Source organism: Ideonella sp., from assembly GCF_044358605.1.
Lineage (GTDB): Bacteria > Pseudomonadota > Gammaproteobacteria > Burkholderiales > Burkholderiaceae_C > Ideonella.
Genome location: NZ_JBIKNQ010000030.1, coordinates 23,580 through 43,835, shown reverse-complemented (window position 1 = coordinate 43,835; position 20,256 = coordinate 23,580). Strand labels below are relative to the sequence as shown.

Below are 20,256 nucleotides of genomic sequence, written 5' to 3'. Positions count from 1 at the left end.
CGCTCGCTACGGCGGCTGCACCACTTCTTTCCCCTCAGGAAAGAACCCCTCCATGAGTAAGCAATTTGATGTCGTCGTCATCGGCGGCGGCCCCGGCGGCTATATCGCTGCCATCCGTGCAGCCCAATTGGGCTTCAACACGGCCTGTATCGACGAGTGGAAGAACGCGGCCGGTGGCCCAGCCCCGGGCGGCACCTGCACCAACGTGGGCTGCATTCCCTCCAAGGCGCTGCTGCAGTCGTCTGAGCACTTCGAGCATGCCAACCACCATTTTGCTGACCACGGCATCTCCACCGGCAAGGTGAGCATCGATGTGGCCAAGATGGTGGGCCGCAAAGACACCGTTGTGAAGCAAAACAACGACGGCATCCTCTACCTGTTCAAGAAGAACAAGGTCAGCTTCTTCCACGGCCGTGGCTCCTTCGTGGCCGCCAAAGATGGCCTGTATGAAGTCAAGGTGGCGGGTGCCGCTGAAGAGGTCATCAGTGCCAAGCACGTGATCGTCGCCACAGGCTCCAACGCCCGTCAACTGCCGGGTGCCGCCTTTGACGAAGAGAACATCCTCTCCAACGACGGTGCCTTGCGCATCGGTGCAGTGCCTAAGAAATTGGGCGTGATCGGCTCTGGCGTGATCGGCCTGGAAATGGGCTCGGTGTGGCGCCGCCTGGGTGCTGAAGTGACCGTGCTGGAAGGCATGCCCGCCTTCCTGAGTGCTGTCGACGACGGCGTGGCCAAGGAAGCCCTCAAGCAATTCACCAAGCAAGGTCTGAAGATCGAGCTGGGCGTGAAGATCTCCGAGGTCAAGACCGGCAAGAAGGGCGTGACGGTGGCCTATGCCAATGCCAAGGGCGAAGCCCAAGAGCTGGCTGTGGACAAGCTGATCGTCTCGATCGGCCGCGTGCCCAACACCATTGGCCTGAACGTCGAAGCCGTGGGCTTGGCCCTGGACGAACGCGGTGCCATCGTGGTGGACGGCGACTGCAAGACCAACCTGCCCAATGTCTGGGCGGTGGGCGATGTGGTGCGTGGCCCCATGCTGGCCCACAAGGCGGAAGAAGAGGGTGTGGCCGTGGCCGAGCGTATCGCTGGCCAGCACGGGCACGTCAACTTCAACACCATTCCTTGGGTCATCTACACCAGCCCCGAGATCGCTTGGGTGGGTCGCACCGAGCAGCAGCTCAAGGCCGACGGCGTGGCCTACAAGGCGGGCCAGTTCCCCTTCTTGGCCAATGGCCGCGCACGGGCCCTGGGTGACACCACCGGCTTCGTCAAAATCTTGGCCGATGCTAAGAGCGACGAGATCCTGGGCGTCCACATCATTGGCCCGATGGCCTCGGAGCTGATCGCCGAAGCCGTGATGGCCATGGAGTTCAAGGCCTCGGCCGAAGACATCGCCCGGATCTGCCACGCGCACCCGTCGCTGTCCGAGTCGACCAAGGAAGCGGCCTTGGCCGTTGACAAGCGCACATTGAACTTCTGATCGCCATCGCTTGATCACAGCAAGGGGCCGATGGCCCCTTTTTTGCGCCTTGTCGCCATTTCCGAGGCGGACTTGTACAATTGAACAATGATCATGACGATTGATGCCTCAGCCTTGTTGGCTGTCTGCATGAACGAGCCCAGCAAACCCCGCTTGGTCAGCATGACCATCGGAGCGAACCTGATTGCGCCACCGTCCGTGCATTGGGAAATCGGTAACGCGCTCTCCGCCATGCTCAAGCGTCAGAGGATCCAACCCGAGCAAGCCCAGGCCTGCATCTCGGCCTATCAAGGCATCCCCATTCGTTGGCAAGAGGTGTCGCTGGACAAAGCCTTGGTGTTGGCCGGCCGCTTGAACATGTATGCCTATGACGCCTACTTGCTGGCCTGTGCCGAGGCCACGAGGTCACCGCTGCTCACCTTGGATGCGGCCCTGAACCGAGCCGCCCGCGAGATGGGGATACTCACCCCAGGAGACGACACATGAAAGTCTATTCATTCTCACAAGCCCGTCAGCAGTTTGCCAGCGTCTTGGAGTGCGCCGAGCAAGAAGGACAAGTGAAGATCACCCACCGCGACGGGCGGGCGTTTGTGCTGATGCCGGTCAAGACCCAGCACTCGCCCTTGGACATTAGGGGCATTGACCTCGGTGTGGACCGTGCAGAGCTGTTGCAAGCCCTGCATGAGAGCCGAAGGGTTTGAGGGGGTGGGCGTCATGCACGAGTTTGAAAGCACCACGCTCTGGCAGCGGACACTGGCACGGCGAGACGACGCTGAGGAACCTCAGCGCGAGAAACTGAGGCAGGCCTTCTTGGCTTTCCGTGATCGCGTCGCCCTGCTAATCGCGCACATCAAAACGGAACTCCCCGATCTGACGCTGCATGACATCACCCATGTGGATGCCCTGTGGCGTGTGGCATCGGAAGTCATTGGCGACGACTATCCCATCAACCCCGCAGAGGCCTTTGTGCTGGGCGGGGCCTTCCTGCTGCATGACGCCGCCCATTGCCGTGCGGCGTTCTTCAAAGGGGGGCTTGAAGAAATCCGGCAGACTCCTCAATGGCAGGACGCGGCAGCCCTGGCGGGCTGCGATGGACAAACCTTGTCTGAAACCGACCCACAGTTTCAGCGAGTTTTGTTTGACGCACTCAGGGTTTTGCATCCGCTCAAGGCGGAGGATCTGCCCTTTGCTGCGTGGGGCGACCAGCCGGGCGACACACTGCAATTGCTGCCACATGACGAACTGCGCGATGCCTATGGCCATGTCATCGGCCAAGTTGCCAGAAGCCACTGGCAAAGCCCCCACGAGTTGGAGCCCTTTGCCGCCCAGAGCATTACCGCGCCGGTTTGCCTATCGCCCTGCTCTTGGGAGGTGAATCCACTCAAGCTGGCACTGATACTTCGCACGGCGGACGCTCTGCACATGGACGCGAAGCGCGCGCCCCGGTTCTTGATGCAGATATCGCCACCTCAAAGCAGAGTCTCCGCCGAGCATTGGACGTTCCAGTCCAAACTGAACATGGTGAAGCGGGACGAGGCGCGGCAAGAGGTCAAGATCACGGGGTCTCCTTTTAAGGCCGAAGAACAGCAAGCCTGGTGGCTGGCCTACGACGCTGCACGCTTGGCAGATCGAGAGCTGGACGCTGCCTGGCTCTTGCTGCGGGAAAAGGGCCTGCCTCCATTCGCCGTGCGTGAAGTGGCGGGTGTCCGCAGCCCCCATGCCTTTGCCAACCTTGTGCCGGCACAGGGCTGGTTGCCCGTAGACACGGAAGTTCGTATCAGCCAAGTTCACCGCTTGGTGGAAAGTTTTGGAGGTGCCAAGCTCTACGGTGACGAACCACATTGGGCGTTGCGCGAGTTGCTTCAAAACGCGCTAGATGCTGTACACGCCTGGCGCAAAGTGGCTGGCGTTGAAGGCTTGGAAGGTGAGATTGAAGTGGCGCTGGAGCCTGCTCCTGCTGATGAAGACCAGTGCTGGTTGCACGTGACCGACACCGGCATCGGCATGAGCCGCTATGTATTGACTCAGGTGCTACTGGACTTTGGGCGATCTTTATGGCGCAGCCCTGAACTCAGCGCGGAATGGCAAGGGCTCGCCGCCTCCAAGTTTGAGGCCATCGGTCAGTTTGGTATTGGATTCTTCTCGGTGTTCATGCTGGGTCAACAAGTAAAAGTGACCACACGGCGATGTGAGCAAATAGACGGGGAGTCAAATCAATATGTGCTGGAGTTCTCCGACGGTGTCCGAGCTCGACCAGTATTGCGCAGCCCGCACCCAGAGGAAAAATTATTGAAGCATGGCACCCGTGTTTCAGTTCTTGTCAGTAAAGATAAATTTGAGAGGATGCCATGTTGTGCGTCGATAGATTTAAGTTCATTGCTTGCGTGGCTGGCTCCTGCTATTGATATTGATATGTATTATCGTGAGGCTAGCCATAGTAGGCGTGTCGTTGTTAAGGCTGGTGATTGGACGGGACTTTCTAGCGAACAGCTCAGTAGTAGGATTTATGGACAAGCCTTCGATTTCCCTTTTGTCAAAATACTCAAATCCTCATCTGCAGTCGTTGCTGGTAGAGTTGCGAGAGAGGGAGGGTTTTATATATCGGGAGGCCTCAATTTTTTGGAATCGGCTGTATGCGTTGGAGTAGTTCAAGGATTGCGTGCTGGATTGGTGAGTGGTCTGAGTGGCATCGTGTTCTGCCGTGATCAATCAGATTTGACTCGAAAAAATGCCATACCTGACGTTGATTGGCAAGATATAAGGTGTTGGGCTGAGGCTTATAAAAATGAATTATTGCGACGGCATGAATTGGACATCAAAAATTCCGCAATGTTGGCAGCCTTTGGCAGGAAGGATGATTGTTTGATTTTAGGGTCAATGAATGGCGGTGATGTTAAAAACGCTGAACTGGCTGAAATAATGAGGTCAAACAAGGAGTTGGTGGTTCATTATGGAAGTATTGATTTGAATATTGATTTTTCTACAAGTCAACAGAGAAGTTTTCGGCCTGAACCATTGTTGCTTTGTCTAGAGAGATATCCCCTGCCAAGTTGGATTGCGATGATTGAAAATGCCGATTTCGACGGCTCTCTAAAGAATATTATTTGGAGTATTGTTTCGGAGGTGTGGGGCGGCGACGTTGAGTGGAGGAAAGGTGATGCGATGGTAGGTGTATGTGATGGGCAGCAGGTTTGGCGTGAATGTTGGATCGCGCGCCGGACTGAATTTCAAGCGCAGCAGGTGGTCTCGCCATGACCACCGTCACCGAGCTTTACCAGCAACTCCTCACCGAGCGCGGCTACCGCAGCGACCCGGCCCAACTACGGGCCGTGGCGGCTTTGCAGCGCTGCCAAGATGAGTGGGCCGACTACAAGGCCAGACGCAGCAATGCGATCACCAAGATACTGGTGCGCCCGCCCATTCCGCGCGGTGTGTACATGTATGGCGGTGTCGGGCGGGGCAAGAGCTTTTTGATGGACGCGTTTTTTCAGGCTGTGCCCCTGACCCGCAAAACGCGGCTGCACTTTCATGAGTTCATGCGCGAGGTGCACCGCGAGTTGCAAGACTTGAAGGGTTTGCAAAACCCGCTGGACGAGCTCGGCAAGCGCATCGCACGGCGTTTTCGCCTGATTTGCTTTGATGAGTTTCATGTGGCGGATGTCACCGACGCGATGATTCTTCATCGCTTGCTGGAGTCGCTGTTCAACAACCGCGTCTCCATCGTCACCACGTCCAACTTTCACCCCGATGGGCTCTACCCGAACGGGCTGCACCGCGACCGCATCTTGCCCGCCATTGAGCTGCTGAAAGACAAGCTCGAAGTGATCAACGTGGACAACGGCACCGACTACCGCCAGCGCACACTGGAGCATGTGGAGCTGTATCACACTCCCTTGGGCGACAAGGCTGACTCGGCCATGACTCAGGCCTTTCAAGACTTGGCGGAGGCCAAGGAAGAGTCCCCGATCTTGCGCATTGAGCACCGCGAATTGCGTGCGCGCCGCCGAGCGGGTGGCGTGGTGTGGTTTGACTTTGACACCCTGTGTGGCGGCCCCCGTTCGCAGAACGACTATCTGGAGTTGGCCAGCCAATTCCATACGCTGCTGCTGTCCAACGTGCCCATGATGCCGGTGCGATTGGCCTCAGAAGCAAGGCGCTTTACCTGGCTGGTGGACGTGCTGTATGACCGTCGGGTCAAGCTCATCCTGTCGGCCGAGGTGCCTCCTGAGCAGCTCTATACCGAAGGCCCGATGTCGCATGAGTTTCCGCGCACGGTCTCGCGCTTGAATGAGATGCAGTCGGCGGAGTTTTTGGCGCTGGAGCGCCGCACGGTGGACACCAGTCTGACCTGAGTCCAGCCCCAAGACCGCAGAGCGGTCAAGCCGACCTTCGCGTTGCAGCCCAGGGGAGGGGCTGAGCTGTCTTGCCTAGACCGCTCAGTGCCCAGGGGCCAGTGCTTCTACGCGCATGATGGCCATGCACAGGTTGTCGCCCGTTCCGCGGGCGCGCTGGCGGGCCTTGCTGATCAGCATTTCGCTGGCCTCTCGCGGGCTCAGGGCGTTGGTGATCGCACCCAGCTCTTTGGGGCTGAGGTAGTGCCACAGGCCGTCAGAGCAGGCCACCAGCGCGTCGCCCACGGCCACATGTTCAATGGCCATGACTTCGACAGGCGGGTCTTGCTGTGTGCCCAGGCAGCCCGTCAACAAATTGGACTGTGGATGGGCATTGGCCTGTGCTTCGGTGATCTTGCCCTCGTCGATCAGGCGTTGCACGTAGGAGTGATCCGTGGTGCGGCGCAGCATGTCTGCGCCCCGGAAGTGATAGACCCGAGAGTCCCCCGCATGCACCGTGTAGGCGGTGCGGTTGGGCAAGAGCATGAAGGCTGCAATGGTGCTGTGGGGCTCTTCGTCGGCGGTGATGGCGGTCAGCTTGATCATCAAGTGCGCCTCCACCACCAGTTGGCGCAACATGACTTCAGGGTTTTCGATGGACGGATTGAAGCGGTCAAACACTTGTTTGGCGGTCATCACCACCTGGTCTGCGGCCGTTCTGCCGCCGCTCTTGCCGCCCATGCCGTCGGCCACCACGGCCAGCGCGCAGCCCGATACTCGGGGGTGCGTGAAGATTTCCACCTGGTCCTGCTGATACGCGCGGTCGCCCTTGTGCAGGCCTGTGGCGGCGGAAATTCGGAAACCATGGGACGCGCTGTTCATGGTGCGCAATATAAACTGTCGCAGCCCTGCCCGCCGCTCTCTCCATGTCCAACAATTTACATTCTCCCCATCGACGTTTGATCGAGTTGCGGATTGAACACGCTGACCTTGACAGCCTGATCGACCAAGCCGAGCCCAAAGTGGCGCTGGACGAACTGGCGCTTCGGCGCCTCAAAAAGCGGCGTCTCGCCCTCAAGGACCAGATTTCCCGGCTGGAAGCCTCTTTAGAGCCGCCTGAGCCTGCTTGATGAGCAGCGCCTTGCCTGATGATGATCTGAGCGGCTTGGCCGAGGCGGTGGCGGCTGCGTTCTCGTCGGCCGGGCCGCTGGCGCGTGCGGATGCCGGGTTTTCGGCCCGCTTACCCCAATTGGAGATGGCAGAAGGCGTCTCGCAGGCCATTGAAGGCCGCAAAGCCCTGGTGGTGGAGGCGGGCACCGGGGTCGGCAAGACCTTCGCCTACTTGGTGCCCGTTTTGCTCTCTGGCCGGCGGGCCTTGGTCAGCACCGCCACCAAGAACCTGCAAGATCAGCTCTTCTTTCGAGATTTGCCGCGCCTGCGAGACGCTTTGGCCTTGCCCGCCAGCATCGCGCTGCTCAAGGGCCGAGCCAGTTACTTGTGCCGCCACCGCCTGGGCCAAGCCCGTGAGGGCGCGCTGCTGAGCGATCGCATGGCGGTTCGCGCGCTGGCCCGCATTGAGCAGTGGGGGCAGGCCACCACCAGCGGCGACATGGGCGAGCTTGAAGGCCTGGATGAACGCTCGGAGATCATCCCCCTGGTGACCTCCACCCGTGAGAACTGCCTGGGCAGTGAGTGCCCGGAGTATCACAACTGCCATGTGATGAAGGCCCGGCGCGAGGCCATGGCCGCCGACATCGTGGTGGTCAATCACCACCTGTTCTTTGCCGACCTGTCGCTCAAGGACAGTGGCGTGGCCGAGTTGCTGCCCACCGTGGACATTGCAGTGTTCGACGAGGCCCACCAAATGGTAGAGGCCGGCGTTCAGTTTTTGGGCCAAAACCTGGGCACCGGGCAGGTCTTGGATTTCTCCCGGGACCTGCTGGCCGCGGGTTTGCAGCATGCGCGGGGCATGGCGCCTTGGGCCGACTTGGCGGGCACCTGTGACTTGGCGGCGCGCCAGCTGCGTCTAAGTGCCGCTGAAGGGGCAGGGGACGTGCGTGCCATCATCAAGCGGCGCTGGGAAGAGGTGGTTGCTGACGGTGCGCTGCAAGCGCCCTTGGAGGAGTTGGCGGCGGCGCTCAAGCAAGCGGCCACCGTGTTGCAAGACCACCTGGGTGCGGCGCCCGATTTCAGCCGCCTGCAAGGCCGCGCGATGGAACTGGCGGCGCAGGCCGCACGCTTTCAAATGCGAGCCGCCGATGACCGCGTGCGCTGGGTCGACCTGACACCGCATCAAGCACGGCTGATCGAGTCTCCGCTGGACATCCGCGCCATGATGACGGAGCAGCGCGCCGCAGGCTCCAGAGCTTGGGTGTTCACCTCGGCCACTCTGGGTGATGACGAAGGCTTGAGTTGGTTTTGCGAAGCCGCAGGCCTTGAGGACGCCGACAAGCTGCGCTTGGGCAGCCCCTTCGACTACCCCGCAAATGCCAGGGTGTATGTGCCGCCACGCTTTCCTGCGCCCAATGAATCGGCTCACTTGGTGATGGTGGGGCGTGCCGCCGCGCATTGCGCCGCCGCTTTGGGCGGCCGTACTTTTGTGCTGACCACCACCCTGCGAGCGCTGGGCATTGCTGCCGAAGCCATGAAGACCGAGTTGGCCAGCCTGGGTGCAGACTTGGAGTTGCTGGTGCAAGGCCAAGCGCCCAAGCGCACCTTGCTGGCCCGCTTTGCCCAAGGCCGCAGTGTGCTGCTGGGCTCTCACAGCTTTTGGGAGGGCATTGATGTGCCCGGAGACGCGCTGCAATGCGTCATCATCGACAAGCTACCCTTTCCGCCGCCCAACGATCCTTTGGTGGAAGCCAGGGTGCGTCACCTCAAAGCCCAAGGGCGAGATGCCTTTGCAGACTACTTTGTGGCCGAGGCCGCTATCGCCCTGAAGCAGGGCGCGGGGCGACTGATCCGCACGGAGTCAGACAAAGGCCTGCTGGTGATTTGCGACACCCGGCTGCTGCACGCTCGCTATGGGGCGCGGCTGCTACAAGCCTTGCCGCCGATGGCGCCCCTCAAGTCGGGTGAGCAGGCTTTGGCGTGGCTGCGCGAGTTGGCCTAAGGGGAGTTGCCCAAAAGCAAAAGGGGGCATCGAGCCCCCTTTTTGCCGCGCATCAGCGGTGGTTCACCAGAACTTCCACCACGGCTTGCCGTCGGCGGCTTTGCCTTCAGCCAAGAAGTTGCTGTTGGGAAAGTTCAAGCGCAGCAAGCGATCCGCATCGTCGCGCAAGGGCGTGAGGCCCAGCTTGTCGTAGGCCCGAATCATGATGAACAGGGCTTCTTCGGTGGCGGGTGTTTGCGGGTAAGTGGTCAGCGCTTGTTGGGCACGGTTGGCCGCCGCTACAAATGCGCCCTTGCGCAAGTAGTAACGGGCCACATGCACTTCATACTCAGACAGCGCATTGACGATGAAGTCCATGCGCAGCTTGGCGTCTGGGGTGTACTTGGACTCTGGGAACTGCTCGGCCAACTGGCGGAAGGACTGGTAGGCGTCACGCGAGGCTTGCTGGTCGCGCTCAGACAGGGTTTGCCCAGACAAGAAGCCCAAGAGCCCCAGGTTGTCGTTGAAGTTCACTAGGCCACGCAGGTAAAGCGCGTAATCCAAGCCGGGGCTGGAGGGATTGAGCTTGATGAATCGATCAAGCGTCGACAGCGCCTGGGCTTTCTCACCCGCACGCCAGTAGACATAGGCCAAATCAAGCTGTGATTGCTGAGCCAGCAGTGTGCCGCCCGCCCGTCCTTCCACGCGTTCTAGCAGCTTGGCTGCGGCATCCCAGGCCCCAGAGGCAATGTCGTCTTTGGCGTCAGCGTAGAGCTTCTCGGCCGAGCCTTGGATGTCGCCATCCTTGGGCCCGCTGGCGCAAGCGCCCAGCACCAAGGCAAGCGCCACCACGGCAGAACGGGAGAACAGGCGAGAATGGGTCTTGTCGGTCATTGGACGGGCCGACGTTGGCAGATGACCACCAACGCTGCAGGCTGTACTGAAACTTGATGAATGATTATATGGGTGCCCCCCCAGGGCTTGTGGGCAGCTTTACCCCCGATGACACAGAAGGGCTGGAAGCCCCTGAGCGCCGCACCCTCTCGTTGGGGCTGCAGGAGCATGGTCTGCGTTTGGACAAGCTGCTGACTCAGCTGGCGCCAGAGTTTTCCCGCAGCCACCTGCAGCACCTCATCCAGGCAGGGCATGTCCAGGTGAATGAGGTGGTGCAGCAGCAGGCCTCGCGCAAGCTCAAAGCAGGCCAGCGGGTGTTGGTGGACCTGGTGCAGCCGGCTGAAAGCATGGCCTTCACGCCCCAGACCATGGACCTGAACGTGGTGTTTGAAGATGAGCACTTGCTGGTGGTCAACAAGCCTCCGGGCTTGGTGGTCCATCCGGCGGCGGGCAATTGGTCGGGCACCTTGCTCAACGGTTTGCTGGCGCGAGACCCGGCAGCGGCGCGTCTGCCACGCGCAGGCATCGTGCATCGTTTGGATAAAGACACTTCTGGACTGATGGTCGTGGCCCGCAGCCTCGAGGCCATGACCGCTTTGGTGCGTGCATTGGCAGCTCGGGAAGTCCATCGCCAATACATGGCGCTGGTGCAGGGCGATGTGGGGAGCGAGCCCTTCAGTGTGGATGCCCCCATCGGCCGCGACCCGCAGGTGCGCGTGCGCATGGCCGTGGTGCCTAGCGGGAAGGAGGCGCGCACGGATGTCAGCCCTGTGGCTTATCGCGCGGGGGTTTCGGCCGTTTGGTGCAAATTGCACACGGGGCGCACCCACCAGATCCGGGTGCACATGCAGCATCGAGGCCACCCCTTGGTGGCGGACGCGGTCTATGGTGGGCCCAGTTTGCTGGGTATGACGCGTCAGGCGCTCCACGCGGCCGAATTGGCATTTACCCATCCTTTGACGACTGAGCCACTGAGTTTCAAGGCCCAGCCACCCCAAGATTTAGCCCAGGCATGGGCCAGTGTGGTGTCAGATTAACGAAATCAGTTCGGCGTGCCCCTGGGCTGTGGCTACAATAGCCGGGTACTTGATGGCGAATGGCGAGAGTCCATGCCCGACAGCCGCGTTGGTAACAGCGTCGCTACCTCCAAGAACCTGACGGGCTGCCGAATGCGGCGCCAAGAACGGTGTGATGGCAGGTCGGCCCCGAAGTGAAATGCACCAGCGAGTTTTTCTGGCGTTATGCAAAAGCCCTTGCGCTTTGCCCCAGAGCTTGAAGGCCTACCCCGAGTTGTTGCGGCCCTGCGGTGCCGCTCAGAGACACAGACCGGATGAATACACAGGATGCCAAGCGCGTTCTAGAGACGGCGCTCATCTGCGCCACACAGCCCATGCCGCTGCGCGAGCTGCGCGTGCTGTTCGCGGAGCAATTAGGCCCCGATACCTTGCGAACCCTGCTGGATGAATTGGCTCAGGAGTGGGACGGAAAAGGCGTTGAGTTGGTCAGCGTCGCCTCCGGGTGGCGCTTTCAAAGCCGCCCTGAAATGCGCGAATATCTAGACCGGCTACACCCTGAAAAGCCGCCCAAGTATTCCCGCGCTGTGTTGGAAACCCTGGCCATCATTGCCTACCGCCAGCCCGTGACCCGTGGCGATATCGAAGACATCCGTGGCGTGGTGGTGTCCTCGCAAATCATCAAGCAGCTTGAAGATCGCAACTGGATCGAATGCATCGGGCACCGTGATGCGCCGGGGCGCCCTGGGCTCTATGCCACCTCGCGCCAGTTCCTCGATGACTTAGGTATTCCAAGCCTAGACCGCCTGCCTTTGTTGGATAGCGGCCCCTCTGCTGCCGTGCTGGCCAGTTTGGCCAGCGAGCAGGGCGAACTTTTGGAGGACCAGTCTGAGCTGGCGCTGGAAGTGCCAGTGTCTGAAGGCCTTGACCTTGTCCCGGCGGACGTTTCAGATCCTGCGGTGCAGCCCGATGACCCCCAAGAAAGCACGGTGCTGCCACCCCAGCAGGTCTTGACCTCTGATGAGGACGTGGCGCAGGCGCCATCCGAATCCCCTGAATCCCCGTCAGAGCCGTCGAGCTCTGAGGCTCCCCTTCCTCCTGAATCTCACCATGAACACTGATCTGCCCGACACCGACGCCTCCGCTGAGGACCACCGCCCGGCCGACACGGCCGTTTCTGGTGAGGCTGCTGCGGCGCCCAAGAAGCGGACGCGAACACGTAAGCCGGCGGCAGAAGCCACCGAGCCTGAGGCGGACGCGGCTGCAGCATCCGAGCCGTCGGCTTCAGCCGATGAAGCGGCGGCCAAGCCCGCACGTAAACCCAGGGTGCGCAAGCCCGTGGCCAAGGCCGCCGAGTCGGGTGCCTCAGAGGCGACAGATGCGCCCGCCGTGGTGGCGGAGCCTGATGCGCGCCCGGCAGAAGCGCGCTCAGCAGACCCTGAGGCAGGAGCCAGCGAAGGAGTTGAACCCCTGCGCTCGGAAGGGGCTCGCGAAGAACGTGCTCCGGTCGAGGGCGATGAGGAGCGCGGTGCGCGCAGCCGTAACCGTCGCCGTGGGCGTCGTGGCAGTGGTGGTTGGGGTCAAGAGGATGGCCAACGCGACGGCCGCGAAGGCCAAGTTGTTGCACCGGCGCCCGTCGTCGCTGCGCCTGTGGTGGACACTGGAGAGTTGTTCGCCAGCCTGCTGTCGGGTGAGTTTGATACCGAGGCAGAGTTGGCGGCCGAGCTTGGCGAGCAAGCTGAGGCTGCGGCGCCAGGCGCCCCAGCGGATGCGCCTGAGGCCGTTGGCGAGGAGGCCGTCGGCGACGACAAGCGCGTACTCCTGCCCGACCCTGATGCACCCAAGCTGCACAAGGTGTTGGCACAGTCCGGCATTGGGTCGCGCCGCGACATGGAACAAGCCATCCAAGACAACCGCGTCAAGGTTAATGGCGAAGTCGCCCACACCGGCATGCGCATCTCCTTTGGCGACCGTGTCACCTTGGATGACAAGCCCGTCAAGGTCCGCATCGCACCGCCCCCGGCCCGCGTGATTGCTTATCACAAGCCCGTGGGTGAAGTGGTCACTTTGGATGACCCGCAACAGCGCCCCACGGTGTTCCGTAAGTTGCCGCGCTTGGCTCAAGGCAAGTGGCAATCAGTGGGCCGTCTGGACATCAATACCGAAGGTTTGTTGCTGTTCACCACCTCGGGTGATCTGGCCAACCGCCTGATGCACCCGCGCTTTGGCGTGGACCGTGAATACGCGGTCCGCGTGCTGGGCACGCTGGAGAAAGAGGCCAAAGAAAAGCTGCTCAATGGCGTCAGCATTGAGGGCCAAGTCGCCAGCTTCAAGTCCATCGAAGACGGTGGTGGCGAAGGGGTGAACCGTTGGTACCGAGTCGTCATCACCGAAGGTCGCAACCGCGAAGTGCGCAAGCTCTTCGAGACCGTGGGTTTGGCGGTCAGCCGCCTGATCCGGGTGCGCTATGGCTGTGTCGTCTTGCCCCGTGGCCTCAAGCGCGGTGTGTGGGCCGATTTGAGCGAAAACGACGTCAAGGCGCTGCGCACCATGACGGGTTCTGGCCAGCCACAGCCCCGCCATGATCGGGACGACAACCGCCGCGAACGTGGCGATCGCAACGACCGAGGTGATCGCGGCGCTCCGCGCGCCGAAGGCCGTCAAGACCCCAGGCAAGAGGGGCGTCGCGAACCGCGTGAAGGCGCGCGTCCTGATTCTCGCCAAGAGCCGCGCCAGGATCCGCGCCGTGACGCAGGCAAGCGTGGCCCACGGCCGCCTCAGGGCCAAGGTGCTCCTCGGCCTAACGACCGTGGCCCTAACCCCCAGCGCCGTCGCGGTGGGGAGGGTGATGAGTTGCCGCGCGACTTCCGTGAGCCGGGCGATCCATCGCGCATTCCCAACCCGCTGCAACAGACGTTTGACAAGCGCGCCATGCAGGGCCAGCGCAGCGGTGGGCGTGATGTGGACTACGAGAACGGCCCCATCCCCAACCCGCTGCAGCAAACCTATGACAAGCGCTTTGTCCAGAGCCAGCGTCCGCAAGGCTCACGGGGGGGCAGCAAGGGCGGCGGCGGCGGTGCGCCCCGTCAACCCGATCCGATGCAAACCTCGGTGGGCTACATCGGCGCGGATGCCTTTGTCCGCAAGATGCAGGGCCGGGGCGGACGCAGAAAGTAAGGCTGAAGTGGCCTCTAGAGCCACTTTGGCCGCTGGTTATGCGGCTTAAATGCACACCGCATGGCTAAAATCAAGGGCTTTGTCCCTCTGCGCTTGGCCTTTCATGTCAGGCGCAGCGTGCTGAACTTCATTACCAACTGGATCACATCATGGCCATCGAACGTACCCTCTCCATCATCAAGCCCGATGCCGTCGCCAAGAACGTCATCGGTCAAATCTATGCTCGCTTTGAAGGCGCTGGCCTGAAGATCGCTGCAGCCAAGCTGGTGCATCTGTCGCGCGCTGAAGCTGAGCAGTTCTACGCTGTTCACAAGGCACGTCCTTTCTTCAAGGATCTGGTGGACTTCATGGTCTCCGGCCCGGTCATGATCCAGTGCTTGGAAGGCGAAGGCGCCATCGCCAAGAACCGTGAACTGATGGGCGCCACCGACCCCAAGAAGGCTGAGAAGGGCACCATCCGCGCTGACTTCGCTGACAGCATCGACGCCAATGCCGTGCACGGTTCTGACGCTGCTGAAACCGCTGCCGTCGAAATCGCGTTCTTCTTCCCTGGCATGAACGTCTACGCACGTTGATCACAACCTAAGGTGGATCGCGTCGTGTCAGGCTCCGTGAGCAAAGTCAACCTGCTCAATTTCGATCTGGATGGCCTGACCGCGTACTGCGAAGGGCTGGGGGAGAAGCGTTTTCGCGCCACCCAGCTCTTCCGTTGGATCCACCAAAGAGGTGCAGCGGACTTCTCGGCGATGACTGATCTCGCCAAGTCCCTGCGCGACAAACTCACCGGGCTGGCCGAGATTCGGCCACTACCGGTGGTTTCAGAGCATGTTTCTGCCGACGGCACCATCAAATGGCTGTTTGATGTGGGCGCCGGCAATGCGGTCGAGACGGTCTTCATCCCCGAAGACGACCGAGGCACTTTGTGTGTGTCCTCGCAGGCCGGGTGTGCTGTCGGTTGCCGCTTTTGCTCGACCGGCCATCAAGGCTTTTCGCGCAACCTGACCACGGGTGAGATCCTGGCCCAGCTTTGGCAGGCCGAACATGCCTTGCGGGTGCGTCTGAAGACGCCGGCAGGGGAGCGCGTGATCACCAATGTGGTGATGATGGGCATGGGTGAGCCCCTGCAAAACTACGACGCTTTGGTGCCGGCCCTGCGCACCATGCTCGACGACCTCGGCTACGGGCTCTCGCGCCGCCGAGTCACCGTGTCGACCTCGGGCGTGGTGCCCATGATGGACCGGCTGCGTGTGGATTGCCCGGTGGCGCTGGCGGTGTCGCTGCATGCGCCGACGGACCCACTGCGTAATGAACTGGTGCCGCTGAACCGCAAGTACCCGCTGGACGAGTTGATGGCGGCTTGCTTGCGGTATCTCGACGCCGCGCCGCGCGACTTCATCACCTTTGAGTACTGCATGCTCGACGGCGTCAATGACAGCGTTGCACAGGCTGGCGAATTGCTGGCGCTGATTGATGGGCGCCGTGGGCCTCGCGTGCCGTGCAAGCTCAATCTGATTCCCTTCAATCCTTTCCCCGCGTCTGGCCTGACCTGCTCGCCCAGAGACCGTGTCACGGCCTTTGGCAAAGTCTTGCAAGATGCTGGTGTGGTCACCACCATCCGCAAGACGCGTGGCGACGACATTGATGCTGCCTGCGGCCAATTGGCCGGTGAGGTCCAAGACCGCACCCGCGCGGCAGAGCGCATGAAGCGCCTTCCCATTCCTGTGGTGGCTTTGGGTGCGGCAGCGCCCAGGCCCCACGAGCACTGACCCGCCTGCACTTGAAAGTGGATCGCATGACGACCTCTCGCTTCGCTGCTTCGGCTATCCCGGTCTCCTTGGCCCACTCCGTTTGGCGCAAGTCGCTGCTGGTGCTGGGTTTGGCGGCCCTGCTGGCGGGTTGTGTGGGGGGGCCGACCCGAGAGCAGCGCGAGTCGCGAGCCACCGCCAACCAGAATGAGGTCGAGCGCCGTGCGCGGGTTCGGCTGGAGCTGGCGGCCGCTTATTTCGGGCGCGGTCAGAATACGACGGCCTTGGACGAGGTCAAGCAAGCCTTGGCCACGGACCCCAATCTTGGGGAAGCGTTCAATCTGCGGGGCTTGATTTACGCCAGCATGGACGAGGCCGCTTTGGCCGAGCAAAGCTTCAAGCAATCTTTGCAGATCAACCCGCGCGATGCTGATGCCATGCACAACTTCGGCTGGTTCTTGTGCCAGCAGCGCAGGTTTGTGGAGTCCGATACGCAGTTCCAAGCGGCAGTCGCTCAACCCACCTACCGAGAAGCCCTGCGCACCATGATGGCGCAAGGTATTTGCCAAGCACGTTCTGGGCGGCTGGACTTGGCCGAGCGGACGTTGGGGCAGGCCTATGAGCTGGACCCGTCGAACCCCGCCGTAGCGGTCAATCTCTCAGAGGTGCTCTATAAGCGCGGTGACTATGAGCGTGCACGCTTCTACATTCGCCGTGTCAATGCGCAGGAGGGTTTAGCCAACGCTCAAACCCTCTGGCTTGCTTTGCGCATCGAGAATCGTTTGGGTCAGACTGCACAGGTGCAGGCGTTGGGCGATCAGATCCGCCAACGCTGGGCTGACTCTCCAGAAGCCAAGTTGCTCGCGAAGGGCCGTATCGATGAGTGAGCAAGCGCCACGGGACACCGAACCCCAGTTCACTGCCGGGGGCATGCTCAAGGCAGCGCGGCAGGCCCAAGGCATTCAACTGGTCAGCTTGGCGACCCAACTGAAGATCGCGCCTCGCAAGTTAGAGGCGCTTGAGAATGACCAACTCGAAGAGTTGCAAGGGCCGACCTTTGTGCGTGCCTTGGCCCAGGCCGCTTGTCGGGTGCTGAAGATCGACCCTGTGCCAGTGTTAGCGAGGCTTCCGCGGCATGAATCCAGTACCTTGGAGCAGGTCTCAGGCGGTTTGAACGCGCCCTTTAAGGAGCGTGGTGGCAATCGGGTGCTCGCCCAGTGGGTGTCTGAAAATCGATGGGTCTTGGCCTTAGGGTCGGCCTTGGTGCTGGGGGCTTTGATATTGTTCCTGGCTCCTCCGGGTTTTGGCTTGAACAGTCTGCGTGCCACGGCGACAGCGGCTGTTGAGCAAGCAGCTTCGGCCGGTGTTGCGGCTGCTGAGTTGACTGCGTCTGCCGTTAGCGTTTCGCCCTCTGTGCACCACAAGCGGCGGCCTCCGCAGCCTCCGCGCCTGCGATGTCGGCGGCACCTTCTACGCCGGTATTGGCTCCCTACGTGCCGGCGGGGCCTGCCTCGGCAGTGGCACTGGCGCAGCCCCCTGCTGCGTCAGCGCCCGGGCTGCCGCCATTGCCGCCGGGCAGCAGTGTGACCATCCAAATTGCTGCGATAGAGACCAGTTGGGTGGAGGTCAGAGACTCTCGGGGCAAGGTGGTGTTTGGTCGCCAACTAGAAGCCGGCGAAATCGCTGGCCTCGAAGGGGTTTTCCCGATGCGTGTCAAGATTGGCAATGCGGCTGGCACCACCTTATCCGTACGCGGCCAAGCGGTGGATCTGGCACCAGTGACCCGAGACAATGTGGCTCGCCTCGAACTCAAATGAATAGCAGCATGACTGACGCACCCGTTTTCACTTCCAACGACGAGCCCATCACGCCCGCAGCACCAGCGGCGCGCCGCAGTCTGCAGGCGCAGGTGCGTTGGGGCAGTCGCTTGGTCACCGTGGGTGGGGATGCGCCAGTGCGCGTGCAGTCCATGACCAACACCGACACGGTTGACGTCATTGAGACGGCCATCCAGGTCAAAGAGCTGGCGATTGCGGGCTCGGAAATGGTGCGCATCACCGTCAATACGCCGGAAGCCGCGGCCGCTGTGCCGCACATCCGCGATCAGCTCGACAAAATGGGCATTGATGTGCCCTTGGTGGGCGACTTCCACTACAACGGCCATCGCTTGTTGACCGAGCACCCCGCCTGCGCGGAGGCGCTTTCCAAATATCGCATCAACCCCGGCAATGTGGGTAAGGGCGATAAGGGTGACAAACAGTTTGCCCAAATGATCGAAGCGGCTTGCCGATACGACAAAGTGGTGCGGATCGGCGTCAATTGGGGCAGCTTGGACCAAGAACTGCTGGCCGCGATGATGGATGCCAATTCCCGGCGTGCTGTGCCGTGGGATGCCAAGCCCGTGATGTACCAAGCGCTGATTGAGTCGGCGCTGCAATCGGCCGCAGACGCTCAATCTCTGGGGTTGCCCGCTCACCAGATCATCATCAGCTGTAAGGTCAGCGGTGTGCAAGACCTGATATCGGTCTACCAGGGGCTGGCCGAGCGGTGTAACTACGCTTTGCATCTGGGGCTGACCGAGGCTGGCATGAGCACCAAAGGCACGGTGGCATCTGCCACGGCTTTGGCTGTGCTGCTGCAGCAAGGTATCGGTGACACCATCCGCGTCTCACTCACACCGCAGCCGGGTGAAGCCAGAACCCAAGAGGTGGTCGTTGCCCTGGAGATTCTGCAGTCCTTGGGTCTGCGCAGCTTCAACCCGAGCGTCACGGCTTGCCCGGGTTGCGGCCGCACTACCAGCACCACCTTCCAAGAGCTGGCCAAGCAAATTGACGACTTCCTGAGGGCGCAAATGCCGGTTTGGCGCGGCAAGTACCCAGGCGTTGAGCAGATGAAGGTGGCCGTGATGGGCTGCATCGTCAATGGCCCCGGCGAGAGCAAGCATGCCGACATTGGTATCAGCCTGCCCGGCACAGGTGAGGCCCCAGCGGCGCCGGTCTTCATTGACGGCGCCAAGGCCGTTACGCTGCGCGGCGACAACATCGCCGCTGAGTTTCACGCCCTGGTTGAAACCTATATCGAAAAGCGCTACGGCGGCAATGCCTGAGCTTTGAGTTTCGGCCTTTCGACTTTTCGATGGGCCCACGCCGCAACACCATGACAGAGACTAAGAACCAAGCCCTTCAGGCCGTGAAGGGCATGAACGACATTCTTCCGCCCGAAGCCGCGCGCTGGGAATGGCTGGAGGCCAAGATGCGCAGCGTGCTGCAGCGCTACGGCTACCAGAACATCCGCACGCCCATCGTGGAGCCGACGGCCTTGTTTGTGCGGGGCATTGGCGAAGTCACCGACATCGTCGAAAAAGAGATGTACGCCTTTGAGGACCGTGCCGACAAGCACGGGCAGGCCGAGCACTTGGCGCTGCGTCCGGAAATGACGGCCGGCGTCGTGCGCGCGATGATCGAGCACAGCTTTTTGCGTGAGGGCGGGCGCCGCCTGTACTACTTTGGGCCGATGTTCCGGCGCGAGAAGCCGCAAAAAGGGCGCTATCGGCAGTTCCATCAAATGGGCATTGAAGCGCTGGGCTTTCATGGCCCAGATGTCGATGCCGAAGTGATTTTGCTGGGCAGCCGCCTGCTGCAAGAGCTGGGTTTGGTGGCCGGTGAGCACGTGCGCTTGGAGCTGAACTGCCTGGGTGAGCCCGCCGAGCGGCAAGCTCACCGCGCAGCGCTGGTGGCCTACCTGGAGCAGCACAAGGACATGCTGGACGAAGACAGCCAGCGCCGCATGTATACCAACCCCTTGCGTGTGTTGGACACCAAGAACCCGGCGTTGCAAGAGATGGCCAACGCTGCGCCCAAGTTGCTGGACTTCTTGGGTGAGGCTTCGCAGGCTCACTTCAACGGGGTGCGGGCGATTCTCGACGCCGCAGGCGTGGCCTACACCATCAACCCGCGCCTGGTGCGGGGATTGGATTATTACAACCTGACGGTCTTTGAGTGGATCACCGAGCGGCTTGGCTCGCAGGGCACAGTCTGCGGCGGTGGCCGTTATGACGGTCTGATCGAGCAGCTAGGCGGCAAGCCCACCCCTGCAGTCGGCTTTGGCATGGGCTTCGAGCGCATGTTGCTCTTGCTTGAAGAAGTGGGTGTGGCCCCAGGTGCGCCCGTGCCCGATGCGTATGCCATCGTGCCGGATGCCGAAGGCCTACCACGCGTGATGGTAGCCCTGGAGCAGCTCCGGGCGTCGGGCGTTTCGGTGCTCATGCACCCCGGCCAAAGCAGCATGAAGTCCCAGTTCAAGAAGGCTGATGCCAGCGGCTCGCGCTATGCGCTGGTGTTTGGTGCAGACGAGCTTGCGGCAGGGCAGGTGGCTGTCAAGCCGCTGCGGGACGCCGCCGCCCCACAAACTTTACAGCCCTTGGATCAGGTTTCGGCATGGGCTGAGACACTGAAGCAGGCTGGCAGGGACGCATAATCCCGGCTTTGTCCCACACGCGCGTGTGGGGTCGAACATCAACCAACTC

Annotated in this window: 18 protein-coding genes and 1 pseudogene; 17 read left to right on the top strand and 2 right to left on the bottom strand. The window is 61.5% G+C overall.

Annotated elements, in window-relative coordinates:
* Positions 1-52: 52 nt before the first annotated feature.
* The 5 genes from lpdA to zapE all read left to right on the top strand — a co-directional run bounded on the left by lpdA (position 53) and on the right by zapE (position 5,832).
* Entirely contained in the window at positions 53-1,480 is a 1,428-nt protein-coding gene (gene lpdA, locus ACIQ3Q_RS12135) for a dihydrolipoyl dehydrogenase (protein ID WP_396269337.1), read from the top strand.
* Positions 1,481-1,573: 93 nt separating this feature from the next.
* Positions 1,574-1,966: a type II toxin-antitoxin system VapC family toxin gene (locus tag ACIQ3Q_RS12130; protein WP_396269336.1), complete on the top strand. Its 393-nt coding sequence runs from the start codon at positions 1,574-1,576 to the stop codon at positions 1,964-1,966.
* Complete coding sequence (locus tag ACIQ3Q_RS12125) at positions 1,963-2,181, top strand: type II toxin-antitoxin system Phd/YefM family antitoxin (protein ID WP_396269335.1); 219 nt, start codon at positions 1,963-1,965, stop codon at positions 2,179-2,181. Before ACIQ3Q_RS12130 ends, ACIQ3Q_RS12125 begins: the two co-directional genes overlap by 4 nt.
* 109 nt (positions 2,182-2,290) lie before the next feature.
* Entirely contained in the window at positions 2,291-4,735 is a 2,445-nt protein-coding gene (locus ACIQ3Q_RS12120; protein WP_396269334.1) for an ATP-binding protein, read from the top strand.
* Complete coding sequence (gene zapE / locus ACIQ3Q_RS12115; protein WP_396269333.1) at positions 4,732-5,832, top strand: cell division protein ZapE; 1,101 nt, start codon at positions 4,732-4,734, stop codon at positions 5,830-5,832. Before ACIQ3Q_RS12120 ends, zapE begins: the two co-directional genes overlap by 4 nt.
* A gap of 84 nt (positions 5,833-5,916) precedes the next feature.
* Here the strand turns inward: zapE and ACIQ3Q_RS12110 are convergent, their stop codons facing one another.
* Complete coding sequence (locus ACIQ3Q_RS12110) at positions 5,917-6,693, bottom strand: PP2C family protein-serine/threonine phosphatase (RefSeq protein WP_396269332.1); 777 nt, start codon at positions 6,691-6,693, stop codon at positions 5,917-5,919.
* A 44-nt stretch (positions 6,694-6,737) separates the two neighbouring features.
* Between ACIQ3Q_RS12110 and ACIQ3Q_RS12105 the strand changes: the two genes are divergently transcribed.
* Both ACIQ3Q_RS12105 and ACIQ3Q_RS12100 read left to right on the top strand, forming a co-directional pair.
* Positions 6,738-6,941 carry a YdcH family protein gene (locus ACIQ3Q_RS12105; RefSeq protein WP_396269330.1) on the top strand — a complete coding sequence of 68 codons (204 nt, stop codon included), beginning with the start codon at positions 6,738-6,740 and terminating at the stop codon, positions 6,939-6,941.
* On the top strand, positions 6,941-8,923 hold the full coding sequence (locus tag ACIQ3Q_RS12100) for an ATP-dependent DNA helicase (protein WP_396269329.1): 1,983 nt from the start codon (positions 6,941-6,943) through the stop codon (positions 8,921-8,923). Before ACIQ3Q_RS12105 ends, ACIQ3Q_RS12100 begins: the two co-directional genes overlap by 1 nt.
* 63 nt (positions 8,924-8,986) lie before the next feature.
* Here ACIQ3Q_RS12100 and ACIQ3Q_RS12095 read toward each other — a convergent pair whose 3' ends face one another.
* Positions 8,987-9,796: an outer membrane protein assembly factor BamD gene (locus ACIQ3Q_RS12095; protein WP_396269328.1), complete on the bottom strand. Its 810-nt coding sequence runs from the start codon at positions 9,794-9,796 to the stop codon at positions 8,987-8,989.
* 68 nt (positions 9,797-9,864) lie between these two features.
* Here ACIQ3Q_RS12095 and ACIQ3Q_RS12090 point away from each other — a divergent pair, with 68 nt between their 5' ends.
* The 10 genes and pseudogenes from ACIQ3Q_RS12090 (at position 9,865) to hisS (ending at position 20,207) form a co-directional block, all read left to right on the top strand.
* Positions 9,865-10,833 (top strand): RluA family pseudouridine synthase, encoded by a 969-nt coding sequence (locus tag ACIQ3Q_RS12090; RefSeq protein WP_396269327.1) that lies wholly within the window; start codon positions 9,865-9,867, stop codon positions 10,831-10,833.
* Positions 10,834-11,126: 293 nt separating this feature from the next.
* Positions 11,127-11,930, top strand: coding sequence for an SMC-Scp complex subunit ScpB (scpB, locus tag ACIQ3Q_RS12085; RefSeq protein ID WP_396269326.1), 804 nt, complete (start codon positions 11,127-11,129; stop codon positions 11,928-11,930).
* A complete protein-coding gene (locus ACIQ3Q_RS12080) occupies positions 11,920-13,986 on the top strand; it encodes a pseudouridine synthase (protein ID WP_396269325.1) in 2,067 nt (688 codons plus the stop codon). Before scpB ends, ACIQ3Q_RS12080 begins: the two co-directional genes overlap by 11 nt.
* Before the next feature lie 149 nt (positions 13,987-14,135).
* Positions 14,136-14,561, top strand: coding sequence for a nucleoside-diphosphate kinase (gene ndk, locus ACIQ3Q_RS12075; RefSeq protein WP_396269324.1), 426 nt, complete (start codon positions 14,136-14,138; stop codon positions 14,559-14,561).
* 36 nt (positions 14,562-14,597) lie between these two features.
* Positions 14,598-15,752 (top strand): 23S rRNA (adenine(2503)-C(2))-methyltransferase RlmN, encoded by a 1,155-nt coding sequence (rlmN, locus tag ACIQ3Q_RS12070; protein ID WP_396269350.1) that lies wholly within the window; start codon positions 14,598-14,600, stop codon positions 15,750-15,752.
* Between the two features lie 26 nt (positions 15,753-15,778).
* Positions 15,779-16,618 (top strand): type IV pilus biogenesis/stability protein PilW, encoded by an 840-nt coding sequence (gene pilW, locus ACIQ3Q_RS12065; RefSeq protein WP_396269323.1) that lies wholly within the window; start codon positions 15,779-15,781, stop codon positions 16,616-16,618.
* Positions 16,611-16,835 (top strand): annotated as a pseudogene (locus ACIQ3Q_RS12060) (helix-turn-helix domain-containing protein); the annotation flags it as partial. The gene pilW and the pseudogene ACIQ3Q_RS12060, both read left to right, overlap by 8 nt.
* Positions 16,836-17,185: 350 nt before the next feature.
* Positions 17,186-17,548, top strand: coding sequence for a DUF4115 domain-containing protein (locus ACIQ3Q_RS12055; protein ID WP_396269322.1), 363 nt, complete (start codon positions 17,186-17,188; stop codon positions 17,546-17,548).
* 8 nt (positions 17,549-17,556) lie between these two features.
* Positions 17,557-18,837, top strand: coding sequence for a flavodoxin-dependent (E)-4-hydroxy-3-methylbut-2-enyl-diphosphate synthase (gene ispG, locus ACIQ3Q_RS12050; RefSeq protein WP_396269321.1), 1,281 nt, complete (start codon positions 17,557-17,559; stop codon positions 18,835-18,837).
* 50 nt (positions 18,838-18,887) lie between these two features.
* Positions 18,888-20,207, top strand: coding sequence for a histidine--tRNA ligase (gene hisS, locus ACIQ3Q_RS12045; RefSeq protein ID WP_396269320.1), 1,320 nt, complete (start codon positions 18,888-18,890; stop codon positions 20,205-20,207).
* Positions 20,208-20,256 lie beyond the last annotated feature (49 nt).

What these genes read in the sequence shown, in the direction of transcription:
- scpB (WP_396269326.1), top strand. Translation starts at nt 11,127, where the DNA reads ATGAATACACAGGATGCCAAGCGCGTTCTAGAGACGGCGCTCATCTGC.
- ndk (WP_396269324.1), top strand. Translation starts at nt 14,136, where the DNA reads ATGGCCATCGAACGTACCCTCTCCATCATCAAGCCCGATGCCGTCGCC.
- ACIQ3Q_RS12130 (WP_396269336.1), top strand. Translation starts at nt 1,574, where the DNA reads ATGACGATTGATGCCTCAGCCTTGTTGGCTGTCTGCATGAACGAGCCC.
- ACIQ3Q_RS12110 (WP_396269332.1), bottom strand. Translation starts at nt 6,693, where the DNA reads ATGAACAGCGCGTCCCATGGTTTCCGAATTTCCGCCGCCACAGGCCTG.
- ACIQ3Q_RS12055 (WP_396269322.1), top strand. Translation starts at nt 17,186, where the DNA reads ATGTCGGCGGCACCTTCTACGCCGGTATTGGCTCCCTACGTGCCGGCG.
- lpdA (WP_396269337.1), top strand. Translation starts at nt 53, where the DNA reads ATGAGTAAGCAATTTGATGTCGTCGTCATCGGCGGCGGCCCCGGCGGC.
- ACIQ3Q_RS12080 (WP_396269325.1), top strand. Translation starts at nt 11,920, where the DNA reads ATGAACACTGATCTGCCCGACACCGACGCCTCCGCTGAGGACCACCGC.
- pilW (WP_396269323.1), top strand. Translation starts at nt 15,779, where the DNA reads ATGACGACCTCTCGCTTCGCTGCTTCGGCTATCCCGGTCTCCTTGGCC.
- hisS (WP_396269320.1), top strand. Translation starts at nt 18,888, where the DNA reads ATGACAGAGACTAAGAACCAAGCCCTTCAGGCCGTGAAGGGCATGAAC.
- ACIQ3Q_RS12095 (WP_396269328.1), bottom strand. Translation starts at nt 9,796, where the DNA reads ATGACCGACAAGACCCATTCTCGCCTGTTCTCCCGTTCTGCCGTGGTG.
- ACIQ3Q_RS12100 (WP_396269329.1), top strand. Translation starts at nt 6,941, where the DNA reads ATGAGCAGCGCCTTGCCTGATGATGATCTGAGCGGCTTGGCCGAGGCG.
- ACIQ3Q_RS12090 (WP_396269327.1), top strand. Translation starts at nt 9,865, where the DNA reads ATGGGTGCCCCCCCAGGGCTTGTGGGCAGCTTTACCCCCGATGACACA.
- ACIQ3Q_RS12125 (WP_396269335.1), top strand. Translation starts at nt 1,963, where the DNA reads ATGAAAGTCTATTCATTCTCACAAGCCCGTCAGCAGTTTGCCAGCGTC.
- ispG (WP_396269321.1), top strand. Translation starts at nt 17,557, where the DNA reads ATGACTGACGCACCCGTTTTCACTTCCAACGACGAGCCCATCACGCCC.
- ACIQ3Q_RS12105 (WP_396269330.1), top strand. Translation starts at nt 6,738, where the DNA reads ATGTCCAACAATTTACATTCTCCCCATCGACGTTTGATCGAGTTGCGG.
- zapE (WP_396269333.1), top strand. Translation starts at nt 4,732, where the DNA reads ATGACCACCGTCACCGAGCTTTACCAGCAACTCCTCACCGAGCGCGGC.